Below are 20,820 nucleotides of genomic sequence, written 5' to 3'. Positions count from 1 at the left end.
ATAACTATTACATTATGGAAAACAACACAAATTCTCATGGAGGCGGCAAATGTCCATTTTCAGGTGGTTCAGTTAATCAATCAACAGAAAATACAACTAAAAACCAAGATTGGTGGCCAAAGTCTCTAAACCTAGACATATTACATCAACACGATACAAAAACGAATCCTTTAGGAGAAACTTTTAATTATGCTGAGGAATTTAAAAAACTAGATTTACAAGCCCTTAAAAACGATTTAAAAGCATTTATGACCGATAGTCAAGATTGGTGGCCAGCAGATTGGGGTCATTATGGCGGATTAATGATTCGTATGGCTTGGCACGCAGCAGGAACCTACAGAATTGCAGATGGTCGTGGTGGTGCAGGAACAGGAAATCTTCGTTTTGCTCCTTTAAATAGTTGGCCTGATAATGGAAATTTAGACAAAGCGAGAAGATTATTATGGCCAATTAAAAAGAAATATGGCAACAAAATTTCATGGGCCGATTTAATGATTTTAGCGGGTACCATGGCTTATGAATCAATGGGATTAAAAGTTTTCGGATTTGCCGGAGGTCGTGAGGATATATGGCACCCAGAAAAAGATATTTATTGGGGAGCAGAAAAAGAATGGTTAGCTAAAACAGGAAGTGAAGGCACAAGATATTCTGGTGAAAGAGATTTAGAAAATCCACTTGCAGCAGTTATGATGGGTTTAATTTATGTAAATCCGGAAGGTGTTGATGGAAAACCAGATCCTTTAAAAACAGCTAAAGATGTTCGAATTACTTTTGAAAGAATGGCAATGAATGATGAAGAAACCGTTGCCTTAACAGCTGGTGGTCATACTGTTGGAAAAGCACACGGAAATGGTGACGCATCCAAACTTGGTCCAGAACCAGAAGCAGGAGCTATCGAAAATCAAGGTTTTGGTTGGCTTAATCCAAAAGGAAATGGAAACGGACCTGATGCTGTAACAAGTGGACTAGAAGGTGCTTGGACTACCCACCCTACTCGTTGGGATAATGAATATTTCGATATTTTATTAAATCACGATTGGGAATTAAAGAAAAGTCCGGCCGGAGCTTGGCAATGGGAACCAATAAATATCAAAGAAGAAGACAAACCTGTTGACGCTTATGATTCTTCTAAAAGACACAATCCAATCATGACAGATGCCGATATGGCAATGAAAATGGATCCAGCTTATAGAGTTATTTCTGAGCGCTTTCAAAAAGACCCAGCTTATTTCTCAGAAGTTTTCGCAAGAGCTTGGTTTAAATTAACACACAGAGATTTAGGTCCGAAAGACAGATATTTAGGAGCAGATGTTCCTACTGAAGAATTAATTTGGCAAGATCCAATTCCGAAAGTAGATTATACTTTATCTGATTCTGAAGTTGAAGAATTAAAATCGAAATTACTAAATAGTGGCTTAACTAGAACTGAATTAATCAACACAGCTTGGGATAGCGCTAGAACATTTAGAGGTTCCGATTATAGAGGTGGTGCCAATGGAGCAAGAATTCGATTAGAACCACAAAAAAATTGGGTCGCTAATGAACCTGAAAGACTTCATAAAGTGTTAAGTAAACTTGCAGAAATTCAAGCTGGTTTAAGCAAAAAAGTAAGTATTGCCGATTTAATTGTTTTAGGTGGAAGTGCAGCAATTGAAAAAGCCGCACAAGAAGGTGGATTTGCCATTAAAGTTCCTTTCCATGCAGGACGAGGAGATGCAACTCAAGAACAAACGGATGTTGATTCATTTGCAGTTTTAGAACCAACCAATGATGCATTTAGAAATTTCATGAAAGGAAATTATGTTGTTCAACCTGAAGAATTAATGTTAGACAAAGCGCAATTACTTGGTTTAACAGCAGCTGAAATGACGGTTTTAATTGGAGGAATGCGTGTTTTAGGCACTAATTATGGCGGAACAAAACACGGTGTTTTCACTAATAATGAAGGCGTTTTAAGCAATGATTTCTTTGTAAATCTAACTGATATGAGTTATAGTTGGAAACCTGCAGGAACTAATCTTTATAATATCGTAGATAAAAAAACTGGAGCTACAAAATGGACTGCCACCAGAGTTGATCTAGTTTTTGGTTCGAATTCTGTTTTAAGAGCAATAGCTGAAGTTTATGCGCAAGATGATAACAAAGAAAAGTTTGTAAAAGATTTTATAGCCGTTTGGAACAAAGTCATGAATGCAGATCGATTTGATATTTAAAATGTTATTGGCCACGAATTCACGAATTTATTTTTTTTAATTATTCGATTTAATTCGAATTTCATCGAAGATGAACAAATTCAAAAGTTAAAAATAATTTTAATTTGTGCATTCGTGGCAAAAAAACAAATAAAAATCAAGGGTAGCTTAGCAATAAGCTACCTTTTTTTATTTCAAAAACCTCATCATAAACATATCCTATCATAAAATAAGTAATTACAATAAATACAACTTGATTAACTAATAATATTACCTAATTTTGCAATCGAAAATTAAAAACAATTAATATATACAATTATGGCATTAGTAGGAAAACAATTCCCGAACATTACAGTTGACGCAATCTCAGAAATGGGTGACAACTTAAGAATTAACGTTTTAGAAGAAGCTACAAAAAACAACAAAAAAGTTCTTTTATTTTGGTATCCAAAGGATTTTACATTTGTTTGTCCAACTGAATTACACGCTTTTCAAGCTGCTTTACCAGAATTCGAAAAAAGAAATACAATTGTAATTGGTGCTTCATGTGATACTAACGAAGTACACTTCGCTTGGTTAAACACTCCAAAAAATAATGGTGGAATTGAAGGAGTTACTTATCCTTTATTAGCTGATACAACTCGTAATTTAGCTGCAGCTTTAGATATTTTAGATTCAGAATGGGTTTATAACGAAGCTTTAAATGATGAAATTTTAGAAGGTTCAAATGTTACGTTCAGAGCAACTTATTTAATTGACGAAACAGGTAAAATTTTCCACGAAAGTGTAAACGATATGCCGTTAGGAAGAAACGTAAACGAATATTTACGTATGGTTGATGCTTATACGCACATTCAAACTAAAGGTGAAGTTTGTCCAGCTAACTGGGAAGCAGGTAAAGAAGCTATGACAGCTGATAGATTAAGTACTGCTGCTTATTTAAGCCAAAACTAAAAATAAAAATTCCAAATTTTGAAATTCCAAATTCCAATCTTAAAGTTGGAATTTGGGTTTTGAAATTTTTAAAGATTCAAAACTATGTTCCTAGAATTAGAAAAAGATAATTTAGCAGAAGTAATTGCTTCAAATGAAGTGGTTTTAGTACAATTTTCTGCATCATGGTGTGGTAATTGCCGAATTATGAAACCAAAATTTAAAAAAATGGCTTCTGAAAATGAAAACGTTCCTTTTTTAATGGTAGATGCTGAGCAATTTACTGAATCTAGAAAATTAGCTAATGTGGACAATTTACCAACATTTGCTGCTTTCAAAAATGGTGTTTTAGTGAATCAAACTCAAACGAATAAAGCTGAAGTTTTAGCAGAATTAGTTGCTGAAGTAATATAAATTTAGATGAGTTAGACTTCTTAGATTATTAGAAAATCTAAAATTCTAACATGTCCAAAATCTAACAATCTAAAAAAAATGAAACTACCAGTAATAAAACACTTAAACCAATTTGTAGAAGAAAACGATGCAGATTATTTAGTTGAAACCATCGCAGTTTTAGAACATCTATGTGAATTAGAATCGTTAAAAGATGAAGAATTAGATGTTATTGCAGAATTGATTTCCAATATGTATGGTGCCATTGAAATACACAAAATGGTTAAAGAAGGAATAGACAAAAAAACAGCCCTAAACGATTTTATGAAACGCGTTTTAGGTGCAATCGATAAGTAAGAAAAACTCTCAAGCAATTGAGAGTTTTTTTTATATTTGATAATATCAAATCAATTTTATTCCATTAAATTATGAAATATAAAATATTGTTATTTCTAACTTTAATTTTTACTTCTTGTCAGAAAACGGAATCATTAATTAAAAAAAATGATACAATTTCAGAAAAAGAAATTTATTTCATAATTAATATGCTTATAAATGAATTAGGTGAAACTGAATTAAAAGAAGGTAAATTAAATTTTGTTGTTGACAAAACTTCAATTCCACAATTAATTTTAAATTCAAATGTTAAAAAATCATTTTCTAAATATTTTAATAAAGAAGATTATAAATATTTTGATGAACAACTAGAAAATCGAAAAGATTTTAAAATTTCACAAAAAGAAATCACTAAAAAAATAATTTCTAAATCAGAATTAAACCAATTAATCGACCCAAAGTCTTCGAATGTTAAAGAAGAATTTATTAGAAACTATACAAAAAAATATGGCAATTCAAATTATATCGAGTTTAGTTTACCCTTATTTTCAAAAGATAAAAAAAAGGTTTTAATAGATATCAATTATTTTCCTAGTGGAGGATGTACAATTCTTTTTCAGAAATCTAATGAGGAATCATGGAAAAGTGAGATTATTATGTCGTATACTTAAAATAACTATTTATGAAAGATTTTATTAATTATTTCATTTTAGCCTTGAATCCTATAGCGTGGATTTATTATCCGTGCCAAACAAAAATCAAAAAAAATCCCAAACTCCTAATTGGAATTTGGGATTTTTTATATTTTGAAATTACGTAATTACACGTGTAATGCTCTGTTTCCTGTTGCAGCTAAAGCAGCTTCTTTAATTGCTTCAGCGAATGTTGGATGAGCATGAGACATTCTTGAAATATCTTCTGCAGATGCTCTAAATTCCATAGCAGTTACTGCTTCTGCAATTAAATCGGCACAACGAGCACCAATCATGTGAACACCTAAAACTTCATCCGTTTTAGCATCAGCTAAGATTTTTACAAATCCATCTGTATCACCACCAGCACGAGCTCTTCCTAAGGCTTTGAATGGGAAACTTCCTGATTTAAATTCCACACCATCTGCTTTTAATTGCTCTTCTGTTTTTCCAACAGCAGCAACTTCTGGCCAAGTGTAAACAACACCAGGAATTAAGTTATAATCGATATGTGGTTTTTGACCTGCTAAAATTTCAGCAACTAGTACTCCTTCTTCTTCCGCTTTGTGAGCTAACATTGCTCCACGAACAACATCGCCAATAGCGTAAATATTTGAAGCAGAAGTTTGTAAATGATCATTTACTTCAATTTGACCTCTTTCTGTAACTTTTACTCCCGCTTTTTCTGCGTTTAATCCATCTGTATACGGACGACGTCCAACAGAAACTAAAGAATAATCACCTTCTAAAGTAATAATTTCACCTTTAGCATTCTCAGCTTTTACAGTTACTGCATCACCAGCTCTTTCAACCGATTGAACTTTGTGTGATGTATAGAATTTCATTCCTTGTTTTTTCAACACTTTAGTTAATTCTTTAGATAATGAAGCATCCATTCCTGGAATAATTCTATCCATAAATTCAACTACAGAAACTTGCGCTCCTAAACGTAAATAAACTTGTCCTAATTCGATACCGATAACGCCACCACCAATAATTACTAAATGCTTAGGAACTTCTTTTAATTTTAAAGCTTCAGTTGAAGTAATAATTCTTTCTTTGTCAATATTGATAAATGGTAAAGAAGATGGTTTAGAACCTGTTGCAATAATGATGTTTTTCGACTCAATTACTTCAGAAGAACCATCATTTTTAGTGATTTTTACTGAATTAGCACTTTCAAATGAACCTAAACCTTCAAAAACAGTGATTTTATTTTTATCCATTAAGAATTTTACACCACCAGAAGTTTGGTCAACAACTGCTTGTTTACGAGCAATCATTTTTTCTAAGTTTACTTTTACATCACCAGAAACTTCAATTCCGTGATCTGCAAAGTGTTGTAATTCTTCATAATGATGAGAAGAAGCTAATAATGCTTTCGATGGAATACAACCTACGTTAAGGCAAGTACCACCAAGAGTTGAGTATTTTTCAATAATTGCTGTTTTAAATCCTAATTGTGCGCAACGAATTGCCGCAACATATCCTCCAGGTCCAGAACCAATAACGGTTACATCAAATTGACTCATAAATATTTTGTTTATAAAATGAATGTTGTATTATTTTCGGGTACAAAAGTAAAGTTTTTTAAGGAAATACTTATTGATATTTAATCAAAAAACTACAATTAATTTAATTCAATACAAATGAAGTTGAATTTTTAACTTCTCCAATCATAAAAGTACTATGTGTACTTCCTATATGTTGTAAAGTCGTTAATTTTGTAACCATAAATTCTCTGTATTCTTCCATGTCTTTTACACAAATTTTTAAAATGTAATCGTAATCTCCACTTACGTGAAAACATTCTAAAACTTCGTTTAAGGAAACAACTTCTTTTTCGAATTCAGAAATTAAATCTTTGGAATGTTTAATTAATTTAATATGACAAAAAACCACAAATCCTTTATCGATTTTATTTTTATCTAATATCGTAACGTATTTACTGATAATTCCTTCACGCTCTAATTTTTTGATTCTTTCGTATACAGCAGTGACAGATAGGTTTAATTTACTTGAAAGTTCTTTGGTTGTTTTTTTAGAATCTTCTTGCAATAAAACAAGAAGTTTTTTGTCTGTTAAGTCCATGTTGTTGTTAGTTGTTGTGTTGTTGTTTTTTATTCGGTAAATGTAATATAAATTTATTAAATAACATTTATGAATCCGTAAATTGTTTATTTTGTAGAATATTTTTCTGTTCTTAAAACTATTTTCCGAAAAATTAATTTTAATATTAAAAAAGACAAGAATAAAAATTTAATTATTTTAAATAAAAAAATAACAAATTTCACTTATTTTTTTAAAAAATTATTCAAAAACTGTATAAAGATTTTGTTTTTAAATCTTCTTAAAATTTTCTTAACTTAATTTACTATTTCGACTATTATAGTACATTTGGAAAAAAATTAACCCATGAAAAAATATATACTTAGTTTCCTTTTAGTAGGAAGTATGTCTTTTGCACAAAAATTAACTATTGAAGAAACCGTTTTAGGTCCGAGAAAGTACGCACCAACTTCTTTAGTAGCACAACAATGGAGAAAAGACTCTAAAGCAGTTACTTATTTAAGTACCGATTTTGCTAATTTATTAGAAAAAAATGCCGCTAACGGATGGAAAGAAACTACTTTAGCTACTAAAGCTGAATTTGAATCGGCTTTAAAATCGAAATTCTCAGAAGATGAATTTTCATTAAGAACGTTCCCTACAGCTATTACTTGGCTAACAAAAAACACTTTTGAAACGGAAGTTGCTGGCAAGAAAAATAACTATAAAGTTGTTTTTGATGTTACTACAAAACAAATTACAAATGCAATAAGCTATTCAATTGAAGGAACACAAGCAAGATTTACAAAAAATAATAATGTTGCTTGGTTAAAAGATAATAACATCAGAATTACTTCTAACAATAAAACAATTGAAGTAACTAACGATGAAAATCCAGCAATTGTGAATGGTTCAGATTATGTTCACCGTCAAGAATTTGGAATTGACAGAGGAATGTGGTGGAACGAAGCAGGAACGCAATTAGCTTATTATCGTAAAGATGAAACGATGGTGGGAAATTACCCAATTATCAACTGGAATGAGCGTGAAGCAGTAAATAAAGATATTAAATATCCAATGGCGGGTATGACTAGCGAAAATGTAACTTTAGTAATTTTCGATGTGGCTTCTGGTAAAAAAGTTACGATTCAAACAGGTGAACCAAAAGAACAATATTTAACAATGGTTTCATGGGAACCAACTGGTAAATATATTTTTATTGGTATTTTAAATCGTGATCAAAATCATTTAAAATTTAATAAATACGATGCTTCAACAGGTGCTTTCGTAAAAACATTATTCGAAGAAAAAGCAACAACTTGGGTAGAACCTCAACATGCTTTAACTTTCGTACCAAACAATCCATCTCAATTTATTTATCAAACAGATTTTAACGGTTTCAACCAAATGTATTTATACAATACAGATGGAAAATTATTAAAAAACTTAGGTTTTAAAGATGTCGTTGTTACTAATTTAGTAGGGTTTGATGCAACTAACTCTAAAATCAATTATATTGGAACAGCTAATAATGGTTTAGACAGACAATTGTATCAAGTTGATATTAAGTCGGGTAAAACTTTACAATTAACTACTGTTTCGGGAACACACAACGCATCTGTTTCTTCAGACGGAATGATGGTTTTAGATCAATATAGCAATACTACAACGCCAAATGAAATTTCGATTTTAAACATCAAAACGAAAATGGCAAATACAACATTAGTAAAAGCTGAAAATCCATTTACTGGAAAAATCGATATGCCAAAAATGGAATTAGTTACCATTACTTCTGCAGATGGAAAAACTCCTTTAAACGGAAGAATTATTTATCCTGCAAATTTCGATGCTACTAAAAAATATCCTGTAATGGTTTATGTTTATGGGGGTTCACACGCTCAATTAGTAACCAATCGTTGGTTAGGTGGTGGTGGTTATTTCGATTACTATATGGCGCAACAAGGATATGTAGTATTTACTTTAGACAACAGAGGAAGTGATGCTCGTGGAAAAAAATTCTGTGATGTAAACCATAGAAATTTAGGTGTAAATGAAATGGCAGATCAAATGGAAGGTGTGAAATACTTAAAATCTAAATCGTTTGTTGATGCTGATAAAATTGGCGTTTTCGGTTGGAGTTTTGGTGGATTCATGACAACTTCATTAATGACATCTCAGCCAGATACCTTTAAAGTTGGAGTTGCTGGCGGACCAGTTATCGATTGGAAATATTACGAAATCATGTACGGTGAACGTTATATGGATACACCTCAAGACAATCCAGAAGGATATGCAAAAACATCTTTATTAGATAAAGTGAAAAACTTAAAAGGAAGATTATTAATTATTCATGGAGCACAAGATCCAGTTGTTGTACAACAACACAGTATGAATTTTATTGAATCATCTATAAAAGCCGGAAAACAAGTTGATTATTTCTTGTATCCAAACCACGAACACAATGTAGGTGGAAGAGATAGAATTCACATGTATGCAAAAATTGCAGATTATTTTGATGTGCATTTGAAGAAATAAAACATAATTATGATAAAATTAAAAATCCGTTTACAATAAAGTAAGCGGATTTTTTTATTTATTTAAATTGGAATTTGAAATTTCTTTTTTGGAATTTTTAAATTATATCTTTGTCCCATGCAAAACCTAGCACTTTTTCAATCCTTTCAAACCGATATTTCAGGAATTTCGTTACCTGAAAAATTTACATTTCCATTTTATTATCAACCACATGAATTGAGTAAAATTGCTGCTTCTGAATTACAAATGTATTTAGATACACAAACCGATTTTGAGCATAATTTCGGATTAAACGACACTCAAACTGGATTGGTAATTGGGAAAATGTTTGGCGTATTGGTTTGTCAGAATAATAAAGGAGAATTAGGTTATTTATGGGCTTTCTCTGGGAAATTAGCAAATGAAAACCATCATAATTATTTTGTTCCAACGGTTTTTGACATGCTTACAGAAAATAGCTTTTTTCTTCAAGAAGAAAAGTTATTAAACGAATACAATCGAAAGATTGAAAGTTTGGAAAAAGATGGGCAGTATTTAAACGCTTTAGAAAATTTAAAAAATTCAAAAATTCAAGCTGAATCTGAATTACAACAACAAAAAACTAGAATTAAAGAACAAAAAATACTTCGAGACGAAAAGAGAAATTCTCTTGCTCCTACGCTATCCGAAGAAGAATTACAACATCTTAATTTTGAATTATCGGAAGACAGTAAACAAGAAAGTATTTTGTTGAAAAAAATGACCAAATACTGGAAATTAACCTTACAATCTTTAGAAGAAAAGGTTTTAGTTTTCACATCTGAAATCAACCAATTAAAAGAAGAACGAAAAGCCAAATCATCTCAATTACAACAAAAATTATTTGCCGAATATTCGTTTCTAAATCAATTTAAAGAAAAGAAAAGTATTGGAGAAATTTTTAATGATAATCCACCTGCAGGCGCTGGAGAATGTGCTGCTCCAAAACTATTACATTACGCCTTTCAACACGAATTAAAACCCATTTGCATGGCTGAGTTTTGGTGGGGACAATCGCCAAAATCGGAAGTTCGCCAACACAAACATTTCTATCCAGCATGTAAAAGCAAATGCGAACCTATCTTAATGGAACACATGTTATTAGGTTTAGAAATGGACGAAAATCCTTTTAAAGTCAACCCAGCTGAAGGAAAAGATATTGAGGTTGTTTATGAAGACGATGTCATGTTAGCAATCAACAAACCAGCTGAGTTTTTATCGGTTCCAGGTAAAACCATTTCCGATTCGGTTTACGCTCGAATGGCGGAAAAATATCCTGATGCGACTGGTCCGCTAATTGTCCACCGATTAGACATGTCGACATCCGGAATTATGCTTATCGCGAAAAATGAAGAAACGTATATCAAACTACAAAGTCAGTTTATCAACAGAACCATTAAAAAAAGATACGTTGCTTTGTTAGATGGCTTATTAGAAAAAACACATGGGTATATCGATTTGCCTTTGCGTGTAGATTTAGATGACAGACCTCGACAATTAGTTTGTTACGAATATGGTAAACCCGCTCAAACCAAATGGAAAACCATAGAAGTGAAAAACGGAAAAACAAAAGTATACTTCTACCCTATTACCGGAAGAACTCACCAGTTACGTGTGCATGCTTCTCATAGTTTAGGATTACACACCCCAATTGTTGGCGACGATTTATACGGAGACAAAGCCGACAGATTACATCTTCATGCCGAATACATTCAGTTTGAACATCCTATTTCAAAAGAAGTAATGGAGATTTTAGTAGAAGCGGAGTTTTAAAATTTAAGTTACAAAGTGACTAAGTTCGAATCCTATTAATTGAGAAAACTAGTATAAACAAAAAGATAAAAATTAGTAGATAATTAATTTTTAATTGATTATCAATTGAAACATCAACTTCCATTTTCTGAGTTTTTCCAAAATACATCAAAAAAGAAATACCGAACAGATAAAACAAACCAATTATTGTAGAAATTAATATTACAACATAAATGGCTAATTTCGTTTTAATCCGTTAAATCTGTGTACCAAAAACTTTCCCCTCCAACCAAACACTATCAATCAAATTCGTAGCAAAACAATACGGAATTTCATAATAACTATGTAATGGTTTGGTAACTATAAAATTGGCTTTTTTACCTTTAGTAATACTTCCGTGTGAATCACTTAAATCCATCGCGTAAGCTCCATTTATTGTCGCTGCATTAATAGCTTCTTCAGGCGTCATTTTCATTTTGATACAAGCTGTTGCCACCACAAAATGCATGTTTCCAGAAGGCGTTGTTCCTGGATTAAAATCCGAAGCTAAAGCCAATGGTAAACCAGCATTTAACATTTGTCTTGCTGGTGTGTACGGAATCGAAATAAAATACGAACAACTTGGTAAAGCCACTGGCATACAAGTAGAATCTTTTAAAACTTCAATATCTTCATCCGTTACAATTTCTAAATGATCTACACTCAAAGCTCCATGTTCCACACAAGCTTTAATTCCGTCTATAGCTGTAAATTGATTGACGTGAATTTTCGGAGTTAAACCATATTTTTTTCCCGCTTCCATTATTTGAATTGTTTCAGAAACACTAAAATAACCTGTTTCTAAAAAGGCATCAATATAATCAGCTAAATTTTCAGCAGCAATTTTTGGCAACATTTCATTGATAATTAAATCTATATAGGCCTGATGATTTTCTTTATATTCTGTTGGAAAAGCGTGAGCTCCAAGGAAAGTCGACTTAATTGCAATCGGATAATTTTCTCTTAATTTTTTAATCACACGAAGCATTTTCAATTCGCCTTCCACTGTTAAACCGTAACCCGATTTAATTTCTACTGCTCCTGTTCCTTGAGAAATCACTTCTTCTAAACGCTTTTTCGATTGGTTGTAAATTTCATCTTCCGAAGTTTCGTTTAATTTCTTTGCTGAATTTAAAATTCCACCACCACGATTCGCAATTTCTTCATAAGACAAACCATTAATTCTATCTACAAATTCTCCACTTCTATTACCAGCATACACAATATGAGTATGACTATCACAAAAACTTGGCAATACAATTTTTCCAGAAGCATCAATTACGGTAGCATTTTCTAATTTGGGACAATTTTCCATCAATCCAAAATCGGAAATAAGATCATTTTCAATAACTAAATAAGCATTTTCTAATAGCGGTAAATGCGCCATTTCTGCTCCTGAAACTTTAGCAATTGATGTTTCTCTAACTTGTAGTAATTGTTTGATGTTTATTAGTAAGGTTTGCATTAGTTATAATATTGGATTTTTCTTTTTAATAAATAAGCTGGTTTATCGTTTACAAATTTATATTCTTTTACACAATTCCCCTTTTTATCAAATTTATATTTAAAATTTATTTTATATTCTTTTTCACACCATTTATTACTTAAAACTTCATTAAGCAAATTGTTTGAATATTTGTATGTTGTTTTTTGAAATGACTTTCCATTAATAAATCGTTCTTTTTTTATTAGATGGTTATCTATGTCATATTCGTAATATGTGATATCATCACTATATTCAATGGTATCAATATTAATTTTCTTTTTTTGTTTTCTTAATTCTTTAATGATAAGTCCATTTTTATAAAAACTACTTAACGTATTTACTAATTTTAGTGAATCTAATTGATAATAATTAGTGATTAATAAATTATTATTTTTATCAAATGTATTTTTTAGGTATAAATCAAATTTATTGAATTTATAATTGTCAATTTTGTCTGAAATTCTATAATTTTCTTGAATTCTAAATCCTAATGAATCAGTTTCTTTGTGAATTATTTGATTTTTAAATCCACTTTGATTGTATATTTCAGTTTTTACTTTTACGTTATTTTCATAAAAATAATTTTTAAAAACACTATAATTATCAGTTGTGTAAAATTCTGTTTTTAAATTGTTGCTCTTATCGTAATTAAGATTCTTAATTGAATGTCCGAGATACCTATTATACAATACTTCAGATATTTTCTGATTTGCATCATTATAATTATATTGAACTTTTGCTCTGACTTTTTTTGTATGTTCAAAAAGAATTTCCTCGGTTTTTAAATTCTCTTTACTAAAAATAATAACTTTATTTTTATAATTTGAAAAAGGAGCTGCAATCCATTGCTCATCAAATATCTCAGTGTGTTCATTTAATGATGGCTCTATACTTGTTCCATATTGATAATAAGAATCATTATCACAATCAAGGCAAGGTTCATTTAATTTGGGTTTTCTTTCACTATCCAAATAAATTAATTTCTCTTTAATTGTTTTTATATTTCCAATAAACTTGTTGTTTTGTGACCATGCTTGGAATTGAAATAAAACAAATATGATTATTACTATTTTTTTAAACATAAATTATTGAACGATGTTTATTAGTAAGGTTTGCATAACTTTTAGCTATATTTGTGATAGGGTAAAATTACTTATTTAAAATAAAGTGCGAAAACTATTATACAAAAAAGGTCGAAAAGTTGTTCCAACTTTAATAGAATACACTGGAGAACACGCAGATACGAAACCAGAAATGCAATTATTTGTATATAATTCTGAAGAATTATCGGAATTTGAAGACATTAAATTATCGCAATTAAATAAACACTTAGACGATTCTAAAAACAATTGGATCAATCTTCATGGTTTAGGTGATATCGAATTAATTAAAGAAATTGGAGAAAAGTTCGCTATTGACGATTTCATTTTGAGTGATATTTTAAACATTCTGAAACGATCAAAAGTTGACGAATACAATCATACGTTATTTTTTAATATTAAGTCGCTTTTACCCGAATCTGATGGTATTGATGTAGAACAAATTAGTTTTATTTTACGAGATGGATTTCTATTCTCTTTTCAAGAAAAAAAGAGCGATTTCTTTGTACACATTCGTGAAAGAATGCGTCAACATGCTGGAATTGTAAGAGAACGTAAAGTTGACTATTTATTGTATTTATTATTAGATGCTATAATGGAAAATTTCTACATTACTATTGAAAGTGAAGAAGGAAAAATTGACAAAGTTATTGACGTAATTAAAGCACGACCTAACCCAAAAATATTAGAAGACATTGAATGCCATCGAGATAATTTAAATTTTTTACGTCGTTCTATTGTCCCACTTCGCGATTCTTTATATTCCATAAAAAGCATGAAAGAAGATGATGTTTTCAATGTAATTGCTCCTGAAAACTATTCTTTCTTTTCAAGATTACATCAAAAATGTTTAGAACTTTTAGATCAAATTGACGCCGATTTAAATTCGTTAGAAAGTGCTTCCTCTTTTTATTTCTCCTTACAAAGTCATAAAATGAATGAAGTAATGAAAACACTTACAGTTGTTTCTGTGTTTTTCATGCCGTTAACGTTTATTGTTGGAGTTTACGGAATGAACTTCGACAATATGCCCGAATTACATTGGAAATATGGCTATTTCATCATTTTAGCAGCGATGTTTATTTTATTGATTGGGATGATAATTTATTTTAAGAAAAGAAGATGGTATTAATTCTAAATTTCTTTTAAGATGGAAAATGAAATCAAAAAAATATTAGAATCAGAAGATATTGAATTGAAAAAACTTCAAGAAATTGTAAAAAAAGCCATTTCAGAAGAACAATTAATTCTAAACAACCTATTACATCCACCAACTGAAAAACTAACTAAGGGTCAGATTATTTCCGACAAAGTTGCTAATTTTGGAGGAAGTTGGGCCTTTATCATTTCCTTTTTTATAGTATTAGTTGCTTGGATTGTCTTCAATTCTTTAGCCTTAAAAAACTTAACTTTCGATCCCTATCCTTTTATTTTGATGAATTTAATCTTATCGTGTGTTGCTGCTTTACAAGCTCCAATTATTATGATGAGTCAAAACCGCCAAGAAGAAAAAGATAGAAAACGCAGTGAAAACGATTATTTAATTAATTTAAAATCGGAATTAGAAATTAGAGCCTTAAACCAAAAAATCGATTTATTAATTGAAGAACAAATTAAAGTTTTATTTGATAGCCAAGCTAAGCAATTAGAAATCCTTAAAAAAATAGAAGAAAAACTAAAATAGTATTAAGATGTAATTTGTCATTAAAATAATCGCAAAAATATTATTTTTATAAGAAATTTTTCAAATATGAGATACTTAACTTTACTTTTACTTTTTTCAATATATTCATTTTCACAAAATAATGCTGAAAAAATTGTTCAAACACAATTTGACGCTTATAACAAACAAGATATTGAAACTTTTGTAGCAACATATGCTGATGATGTTGAGATTTTCGAATTCGGTCAAGAAAAACCTTATTTAGTTGGAAAGGAAGAATTAAGAAAATCATATGCTTCTTTTTTCAAAACAAATCCAACAAATCGTGCCACTTTACTTGAAAGAATTATTCAAGGAAATTATGTTATTGATAATGAAAAAGTGACTAGCGATAAATATAATTTCACAGGAACTGCTATTTATCTTATAGACAATAATCTAATTAAAAAGGTTTGGTTTATTCATTAAACCTTTTTTTATTCGATTTATTATCGTAATATTGCAATATATTAATATTACGATATGGGAATTACAAAATCGGCTTCTTTCACTGAAGAACAAAATGAATTAGCTAATGTTTTAAAAGCGTTAGGTCATCCAGCACGTGTAGCTATTGTTCAATATTTACTAAAAGTTGATACTTGTATTTGTGGCGACATTGTTAACGAATTACCTTTAGCTCAGCCGACAATTTCTCAACATTTAAAAGAATTGAAAAACGCAAATATCATTCAAGGAACAATTGAAGGAAAATCAATTTGTTATTGTTTAAACAAAGAAATGTTTTCTAAAGTTGGAAGATATTTCATGGGTGTTTCAATAAGTTTAGAAAATAAATGTTGTTAATTAAAATTTTGTCTAACTAAAATTTGAGGAGATTACTGCGTCCGTTTGTAATGTACAGGTGCTTCATTCCTCACAATGACTATGAAACTATCAGAAATTAAAAATCAGTTAAGAAAGCTAGAAGCTATAGCTTTTCAATTACCAAATGGCGATTTAGTTCCGAATCATTTTCATGTAACGGAAGTAGGAAAAATAACTAAACATTTTATCGATTGCGGCGGAACTGTTCGCATTGAAGAAGTTGCCAATTTCCAATTTTGGGAAGCAAATGATTATGACCATCGCTTACATCCAGAAAAATTAATTCACATTATTGAACTTTCTGAAGAAAAACTACAAATTCCAGATTTAGAAATTGAAGTTGAATATCAAATGAAAGATACAATTGGGAAATTTAGTTTAGATTTTGACGGAAACTATTTTCAATTAAAACCGAAAACTACTGCTTGTTTAGCAAATGACAAATGTGGCATTCCTGAAAGCAAACCAAAAGTAAAAATTGGTGAATGGAAACAAAAAGAAACTTCTTGTTGTGCTCCTAATTCTTCATGTTGTTAAAAAAGTAAAATATGTTACATAAAATTAAATCAATTTGGACTACACTTACAGGTAGCATTACTGCAACAATACCTTTATTTTTTGCCGTTTGTAAAAGTGGTGCTTGTACCGCAATTTGCGTTAGTCCGATTGCATCTTTATTTGGAGTTTCAACGGCAAGTTTAACAGCTTCACCATTAATGAAATCGTTATTCCCATTATTATTAGTAATAAGTACAATAGCGTTTACAATTTCGTATTACAAACTTTATGTATTACCAAAATTTGAAAACATCAATTCATGCAACACCGATTGTGGATGCGATTCACCCAAAAAGCCATTACATAAAACATTTCCTTTTTGGTCGTTTTGGATTGGATTAATTGCCAGTATTTTCATGTTTACGTATTTTGAAATTCAAAATTACAACTCAAATATTCAAACTAGTAACACAACGTCAACTGAAAAATGTGCTTCTGAATCTGAAAAAACAGATGTATCTTGCTGCGCTGAAAAAACAAATTGCAAATAATAGTTTATCATAAAAATGAAAGAATTAATTTTAAAATATAAAAAACCAATTGTCATAACATTAGGAATAACTGCCTTAAACATTGCATTCGGATTTGATGCTCGATTTACAATTATCAACTTATTATGGCTATTAGTATAATGAAAAGTAAAAAAGAACATTGGGAAAACGTATTTGCCACAAAAAAAGAAAATGAAGTTAGTTGGTACCAACAAAAACCAGAAATTTCAATTAATTTTTTTACTGATCATCAAATACCAAAAGATGCCAAAATTATTGATATTGGTGGTGGAGATAGTTATTTAATTGATAGTTTATTAGATTTAGGTTATACTAATTTATTTCTATTAGATATTTCTGAAAACGCAATTGAGCGCATTAAAAGCAGATTAGGAGAAAAAGGTAATAGAGTAACTTTTATTGCTTCTGATATTTTAGAATTTAATTCAGAAATTACTTTTGATGTTTGGCACGACAGAGCAAGTTTTCATTTTCTAACAACAGAAAACGAAATAAAAACCTATCAAAATTTAGTCGCAAAACATGTATCAAATAATGGATATTTATTTATAGGTACTTTTTCTGAAAATGGACCTACTAAATGTAGTGGATTAGAAATATCACAATATTCTGAGCAAAAGTGTGAATTAACTTTTGGAGATCGTTTTGAAAAATCTGAGTGTTTTAACGCAAATCATGAAACACCATTTGACACGATTCAAAATTTTATTTTTTGTGTTTTTAAAAAGAAATAATATGTTTTCTAATTTATCCAAAAACATTACAAATATTGCTCAAACTTCAATATTAGAAGAACGAAAAGAAGTATTACAACCACTAATTGATTACATTCAAAATAAAGTGGATCAAAAAAATCCAATTCGCTTAAATTTTATTTGTACACATAATTCGAGAAGAAGTCATTTAAGTCAAATTTGGGCGCAAACTATGGCTTTTCATTTCGGAATCAATACTGTGTTTTGTTATTCTGGTGGAACAGAAACCACAGCAATGTTTCCAAAAATTGCAGAAACACTGAACAATCAAGGTTTTGAAATACTTCAATTAAGTGAAACTCAAAATCCAATTTATGCAGTAAAATTTTCGGACAACGAACCAGCAATCATCTGTTTTTCAAAAACTTTTGATGATAATTTCAATCCTAAATCTGAATTTGCAGCGATTATGACTTGTTCTTCAGTCGATGAAGGTTGTCCATTTATTGTAGGTGCTGAACAAAGATTTCCAATTCGATATAACGATCCGAAAGAATTTGATGGTACAGATTTAATGAATGAAAAATATTCGGAAAGAAGTTTTGAAATTGCATCTGAAATGCATTACGTTTTTTCAAATATCAAAATATAACGCAACAAAAAATCCCGATAAATCGGGATTTTTTTTTTCAACTAAACAAAACAAAAAAATTAATCTTTAATCACCTTGATCGTGTTACTACTATTTTCACTTTCAAGAGTAATTAAATAAATTCCTTTAGCATATTTCGACATATCAATTTCTTTAGAAGCTGAATTAAATTCCATTACTTCTAATTGCTGACCTAATAACGAATATACAGTCGCTTTAGAAACAGAAATAGTGTCTAAATGCAATATATCTTTAACTGGATTTGGATAAAATGCAACTTTATCTAAATCAAAATCTGAAGTTCCTAATGTTGTATTGATTACAAAATTATAAGGTGTTTGATAATTCGTATTCGTTGGAGTTGTACTTACAATTTTTAAGAAATAATCTCCTGGAGTTAAAGTTCTAACAAACGAAATTGTACTTCCTGAATTAGCAACGACTGTTCCAACTATGTTTCCACTACTATCTAATACTGAAGCATTCATTACACTTGTATTAATTGATGAAATATCAACAGCTGCGTTCATTACACCACCTGAAATTGTGAATTTATAAAAATCTTGATCCGCATCAGAAGTATTAGATTGAACAGTAGTAAAGCCATTATAAATTTTATTTGTATTGACTACATAAGCTAATTCTTTAAAATTTGGTTCGTCTAAACCTTGCATAATTTGGTAATAATATCCTGGTAATTCAGTATGATTTTCAATAAAATCGAAAGTAGAATTATAATAGAAAAATTTAGTTGGATACGTTAAGGTTGTAAAATACGTATCCATAATTGATTGTGGTTCAGCTACTACTCCATCAGTAGTTCCTCCTGTAATTCTTCCAATAACGCTTGAAAAATCAATTAAATTATCTAAAGGTTTGGAATTTAAACCTACTACATTATCACCAATATTTCCACTACAATTTACATCGTAATTATAAAAATCAGCTCCAAAAAGATGCTCATTCATATTACTAGAATTATTGACTTCAATTCCACCGTATAAAAATCTACCGGCATCACCACTATAATAATATGATATTTTTAAATCTCGAATGGCTTCGCTTTTAGTATCAATTCCAGCAAACCATCCTAAACCTGTATCACTAGCATTACTTCCACCATGTGGCGTACCTAAAGTTAATAACTTAGCTACATGATGAGCATTATCCGGTTGCCAATAATTGGTATTTTGAATATACTGACGAGATGCCAATCCACCCATACTATGACCTACTAAAATAACTTTATTTTTACCCGTTAATTGCATAACCCTTTCGACAGCTTTCTTTACAGCGATTCCTTGCTTATATATGGCTGATTGATTGCTTAATGCGCCATTCCCTAGGGAACCATCAACGTTAACATTAAAATTCACTGTATAATAATCACCTGGAATCATAGTTGTTTCAAAAGCTGCAATATCTGCTCCAGCTGTTGGATAGATATTTAAATTTGCAGTTCCATGATTACCATCTGCATTTAAACAAAAATCGAAGCGACCTCCAAATGTCATCCCATATTGAGAATCAAAATAAGCCGTTGATGCATCCCAAGTACTCGAACTTGAATTTAACCCATGAATAAAAATGATTGGATAAGGAAGTTTACTTTCAAAATTTACTCGTTGATTTAGTGAAACAGATTTCATTTGAAATAATGAATCTTTTCGAATTTCTTGAAACTCAAATTCTGTTGGCCTAGGCTTAAAAGTTAAGCTTTGAGAGCTAGCTATACTAATTGATAATAATGAAAATAAAGTTAAAAAAGTATTTTTTTTCATATGCATGCATAATATGTTAAAGCACCAAAATAAGAATATTTTTTAACTTTTTAAGTTTTTTATTGAAATTTTTTCACATTTTATGTTATTTTCATAGAAATACCAACATTTACTTGTACTCAGAAAATATTTGATTTTAATATTTTACTATTTCTTTAAAAGCTTCCCAATTAGCATATATTAAAAATAAATTTGCTACTAAAATTGCAGCTGCCATTGGAATATCTGTTCCGGTTACAACAGTATGAATTAAAAAAATATTGACGCTAATTGGCAGTAAAATAATTGTTCCTAGTCTTACAAATTTTCCACTTACTAACATTAATCCTGCTAACAATTCAATCGATTTTGCTACAGGAAAAATATATTTTGAAGCAGCGAATCCAGCCATTAAAGTGGCTAAATCTCCGGTAGGTTGAGGTTGTTCACCCATCAAATTAAAAAAATAAGAAATAGAAGCAAATAACATCATTGCTCCTAAAAGTACTCTTACAATAATGGTAGCAATTTTCATATCATAAAAAATTTAAGGTTAAAGTATTATAAAGATAGTAAATTATAAAAAAT

Annotated in this window: 22 protein-coding genes; 16 read left to right on the top strand and 6 right to left on the bottom strand. The window is 30.1% G+C overall.

What is annotated here, in order from left to right; genetic code table 11:
• Positions 1-14: 14 nt before the first annotated feature.
• The 5 genes from katG to BMY86_RS01055 all read left to right on the top strand — a co-directional run bounded on the left by katG (position 15) and on the right by BMY86_RS01055 (position 4,525).
• On the top strand, positions 15-2,213 hold the full coding sequence (katG, locus tag BMY86_RS01075) for a catalase/peroxidase HPI (RefSeq protein WP_091463984.1): 2,199 nt from the start codon (positions 15-17) through the stop codon (positions 2,211-2,213).
• A gap of 297 nt (positions 2,214-2,510) precedes the next feature.
• On the top strand, positions 2,511-3,146 hold the full coding sequence (locus BMY86_RS01070) for a peroxiredoxin (RefSeq protein WP_091463981.1): 636 nt from the start codon (positions 2,511-2,513) through the stop codon (positions 3,144-3,146).
• Positions 3,147-3,230: 84 nt separating this feature from the next.
• Entirely contained in the window at positions 3,231-3,539 is a 309-nt protein-coding gene (locus BMY86_RS01065; protein ID WP_091463979.1) for a thioredoxin family protein, read from the top strand.
• 78 nt (positions 3,540-3,617) lie between these two features.
• Complete coding sequence (locus tag BMY86_RS01060) at positions 3,618-3,875, top strand: DUF6952 family protein (protein ID WP_091463975.1); 258 nt, start codon at positions 3,618-3,620, stop codon at positions 3,873-3,875.
• A gap of 71 nt (positions 3,876-3,946) precedes the next feature.
• On the top strand, positions 3,947-4,525 hold the full coding sequence (locus BMY86_RS01055) for a hypothetical protein (protein ID WP_091463972.1): 579 nt from the start codon (positions 3,947-3,949) through the stop codon (positions 4,523-4,525).
• A gap of 149 nt (positions 4,526-4,674) precedes the next feature.
• Here BMY86_RS01055 and lpdA read toward each other — a convergent pair whose 3' ends face one another.
• Together lpdA and BMY86_RS01045 are read right to left on the bottom strand one after the other, a co-directional pair.
• Positions 4,675-6,078, bottom strand: coding sequence for a dihydrolipoyl dehydrogenase (lpdA, locus tag BMY86_RS01050; protein ID WP_091463969.1), 1,404 nt, complete (start codon positions 6,076-6,078; stop codon positions 4,675-4,677).
• Between the two features lie 103 nt (positions 6,079-6,181).
• Positions 6,182-6,637: an Lrp/AsnC family transcriptional regulator gene (locus BMY86_RS01045; RefSeq protein WP_091463965.1), complete on the bottom strand. Its 456-nt coding sequence runs from the start codon at positions 6,635-6,637 to the stop codon at positions 6,182-6,184.
• Positions 6,638-6,961: 324 nt separating this feature from the next.
• Here BMY86_RS01045 and BMY86_RS01040 point away from each other — a divergent pair, with 324 nt between their 5' ends.
• The gene (locus BMY86_RS01040; RefSeq protein ID WP_091463962.1) at positions 6,962-9,130 is read left to right on the top strand and encodes a S9 family peptidase; all 2,169 of its coding nucleotides are present in this window, start codon (positions 6,962-6,964) and stop codon (positions 9,128-9,130) included.
• Positions 9,131-9,247: 117 nt separating this feature from the next.
• A complete protein-coding gene (locus BMY86_RS01035; protein ID WP_091463958.1) occupies positions 9,248-10,921 on the top strand; it encodes an RluA family pseudouridine synthase in 1,674 nt (557 codons plus the stop codon).
• A 235-nt stretch (positions 10,922-11,156) separates the two neighbouring features.
• On the opposite strand, the gene hutI is transcribed toward BMY86_RS01035, so the two are convergent.
• Both hutI and BMY86_RS01025 read right to left on the bottom strand, forming a co-directional pair.
• On the bottom strand, positions 11,157-12,404 hold the full coding sequence (gene hutI / locus BMY86_RS01030) for an imidazolonepropionase (protein WP_091463955.1): 1,248 nt from the start codon (positions 12,402-12,404) through the stop codon (positions 11,157-11,159).
• Entirely contained in the window at positions 12,404-13,507 is a 1,104-nt protein-coding gene (locus tag BMY86_RS01025) for a hypothetical protein (RefSeq protein ID WP_091463951.1), read from the bottom strand. The genes hutI and BMY86_RS01025 overlap by 1 nt, the downstream gene beginning before the upstream one ends.
• Before the next feature lie 85 nt (positions 13,508-13,592).
• Here BMY86_RS01025 and corA point away from each other — a divergent pair, with 85 nt between their 5' ends.
• The 9 genes from corA to BMY86_RS00985 all read left to right on the top strand — a co-directional run bounded on the left by corA (position 13,593) and on the right by BMY86_RS00985 (position 18,472).
• Positions 13,593-14,657: a magnesium/cobalt transporter CorA gene (gene corA, locus BMY86_RS01020; protein WP_091463947.1), complete on the top strand. Its 1,065-nt coding sequence runs from the start codon at positions 13,593-13,595 to the stop codon at positions 14,655-14,657.
• Between the two features lie 18 nt (positions 14,658-14,675).
• On the top strand, positions 14,676-15,209 hold the full coding sequence (locus tag BMY86_RS01015) for a DUF1003 domain-containing protein (protein ID WP_091463943.1): 534 nt from the start codon (positions 14,676-14,678) through the stop codon (positions 15,207-15,209).
• 66 nt (positions 15,210-15,275) lie between these two features.
• A complete protein-coding gene (locus BMY86_RS01010; protein WP_091463940.1) occupies positions 15,276-15,656 on the top strand; it encodes a nuclear transport factor 2 family protein in 381 nt (126 codons plus the stop codon).
• 54 nt (positions 15,657-15,710) lie between these two features.
• Positions 15,711-16,034, top strand: coding sequence for an ArsR/SmtB family transcription factor (locus BMY86_RS01005; RefSeq protein WP_091463936.1), 324 nt, complete (start codon positions 15,711-15,713; stop codon positions 16,032-16,034).
• An 81-nt stretch (positions 16,035-16,115) separates the two neighbouring features.
• Positions 16,116-16,592: a DUF6428 family protein gene (locus tag BMY86_RS01000; protein ID WP_091465539.1), complete on the top strand. Its 477-nt coding sequence runs from the start codon at positions 16,116-16,118 to the stop codon at positions 16,590-16,592.
• An 11-nt stretch (positions 16,593-16,603) separates the two neighbouring features.
• Entirely contained in the window at positions 16,604-17,104 is a 501-nt protein-coding gene (locus BMY86_RS00995) for a hypothetical protein (protein WP_091463933.1), read from the top strand.
• Between the two features lie 15 nt (positions 17,105-17,119).
• A complete protein-coding gene (locus BMY86_RS13195; RefSeq protein WP_262487549.1) occupies positions 17,120-17,245 on the top strand; it encodes a hypothetical protein in 126 nt (41 codons plus the stop codon).
• A complete protein-coding gene (locus BMY86_RS00990) occupies positions 17,230-17,859 on the top strand; it encodes a class I SAM-dependent methyltransferase (RefSeq protein ID WP_245745581.1) in 630 nt (209 codons plus the stop codon). The genes BMY86_RS13195 and BMY86_RS00990 overlap by 16 nt, the downstream gene beginning before the upstream one ends.
• Before the next feature lies 1 nt (position 17,860).
• Complete coding sequence (locus BMY86_RS00985; RefSeq protein ID WP_091465537.1) at positions 17,861-18,472, top strand: low molecular weight phosphatase family protein; 612 nt, start codon at positions 17,861-17,863, stop codon at positions 18,470-18,472.
• A gap of 59 nt (positions 18,473-18,531) precedes the next feature.
• Here BMY86_RS00985 and BMY86_RS00980 read toward each other — a convergent pair whose 3' ends face one another.
• Positions 18,532-20,253, bottom strand: a complete 1,722-nt coding sequence (locus tag BMY86_RS00980) for a T9SS type A sorting domain-containing protein (protein ID WP_091465535.1) — start codon at positions 20,251-20,253, stop codon at positions 18,532-18,534.
• 136 nt (positions 20,254-20,389) lie between these two features.
• The gene (locus tag BMY86_RS00975) at positions 20,390-20,767 is read right to left on the bottom strand and encodes a DoxX family membrane protein (RefSeq protein ID WP_091463925.1); all 378 of its coding nucleotides are present in this window, start codon (positions 20,765-20,767) and stop codon (positions 20,390-20,392) included.
• Positions 20,768-20,820: the final 53 nt, after the last annotated feature.

Source organism: Flavobacterium urocaniciphilum, from assembly GCF_900110615.1.
In the GTDB taxonomy this organism is placed as follows: Bacteria; Bacteroidota; Bacteroidia; order Flavobacteriales; family Flavobacteriaceae; genus Flavobacterium; species Flavobacterium urocaniciphilum.
This window is presented reverse-complemented; position numbering and strand designations above follow the sequence as displayed.

What these genes read in the sequence shown, in the direction of transcription:
- katG (WP_091463984.1), top strand. Translation starts at nt 15, where the DNA reads ATGGAAAACAACACAAATTCTCATGGAGGCGGCAAATGTCCATTTTCA.
- BMY86_RS01070 (WP_091463981.1), top strand. Translation starts at nt 2,511, where the DNA reads ATGGCATTAGTAGGAAAACAATTCCCGAACATTACAGTTGACGCAATC.
- BMY86_RS01065 (WP_091463979.1), top strand. Translation starts at nt 3,231, where the DNA reads ATGTTCCTAGAATTAGAAAAAGATAATTTAGCAGAAGTAATTGCTTCA.
- BMY86_RS01060 (WP_091463975.1), top strand. Translation starts at nt 3,618, where the DNA reads ATGAAACTACCAGTAATAAAACACTTAAACCAATTTGTAGAAGAAAAC.
- BMY86_RS01055 (WP_091463972.1), top strand. Translation starts at nt 3,947, where the DNA reads ATGAAATATAAAATATTGTTATTTCTAACTTTAATTTTTACTTCTTGT.
- lpdA (WP_091463969.1), bottom strand. Translation starts at nt 6,078, where the DNA reads ATGAGTCAATTTGATGTAACCGTTATTGGTTCTGGACCTGGAGGATAT.
- BMY86_RS01045 (WP_091463965.1), bottom strand. Translation starts at nt 6,637, where the DNA reads ATGGACTTAACAGACAAAAAACTTCTTGTTTTATTGCAAGAAGATTCT.
- BMY86_RS01040 (WP_091463962.1), top strand. Translation starts at nt 6,962, where the DNA reads ATGAAAAAATATATACTTAGTTTCCTTTTAGTAGGAAGTATGTCTTTT.
- BMY86_RS01035 (WP_091463958.1), top strand. Translation starts at nt 9,248, where the DNA reads ATGCAAAACCTAGCACTTTTTCAATCCTTTCAAACCGATATTTCAGGA.
- hutI (WP_091463955.1), bottom strand. Translation starts at nt 12,404, where the DNA reads ATGCAAACCTTACTAATAAACATCAAACAATTACTACAAGTTAGAGAA.
- BMY86_RS01025 (WP_091463951.1), bottom strand. Translation starts at nt 13,507, where the DNA reads ATGTTTAAAAAAATAGTAATAATCATATTTGTTTTATTTCAATTCCAA.
- BMY86_RS01015 (WP_091463943.1), top strand. Translation starts at nt 14,676, where the DNA reads ATGGAAAATGAAATCAAAAAAATATTAGAATCAGAAGATATTGAATTG.
- BMY86_RS01010 (WP_091463940.1), top strand. Translation starts at nt 15,276, where the DNA reads ATGAGATACTTAACTTTACTTTTACTTTTTTCAATATATTCATTTTCA.
- BMY86_RS01005 (WP_091463936.1), top strand. Translation starts at nt 15,711, where the DNA reads ATGGGAATTACAAAATCGGCTTCTTTCACTGAAGAACAAAATGAATTA.
- BMY86_RS01000 (WP_091465539.1), top strand. Translation starts at nt 16,116, where the DNA reads ATGAAACTATCAGAAATTAAAAATCAGTTAAGAAAGCTAGAAGCTATA.
- BMY86_RS00995 (WP_091463933.1), top strand. Translation starts at nt 16,604, where the DNA reads ATGTTACATAAAATTAAATCAATTTGGACTACACTTACAGGTAGCATT.
- BMY86_RS13195 (WP_262487549.1), top strand. Translation starts at nt 17,120, where the DNA reads ATGAAAGAATTAATTTTAAAATATAAAAAACCAATTGTCATAACATTA.
- BMY86_RS00990 (WP_245745581.1), top strand. Translation starts at nt 17,230, where the DNA reads ATGGCTATTAGTATAATGAAAAGTAAAAAAGAACATTGGGAAAACGTA.
- BMY86_RS00985 (WP_091465537.1), top strand. Translation starts at nt 17,861, where the DNA reads ATGTTTTCTAATTTATCCAAAAACATTACAAATATTGCTCAAACTTCA.
- BMY86_RS00980 (WP_091465535.1), bottom strand. Translation starts at nt 20,253, where the DNA reads ATGAAAAAAAATACTTTTTTAACTTTATTTTCATTATTATCAATTAGT.
- BMY86_RS00975 (WP_091463925.1), bottom strand. Translation starts at nt 20,767, where the DNA reads ATGAAAATTGCTACCATTATTGTAAGAGTACTTTTAGGAGCAATGATG.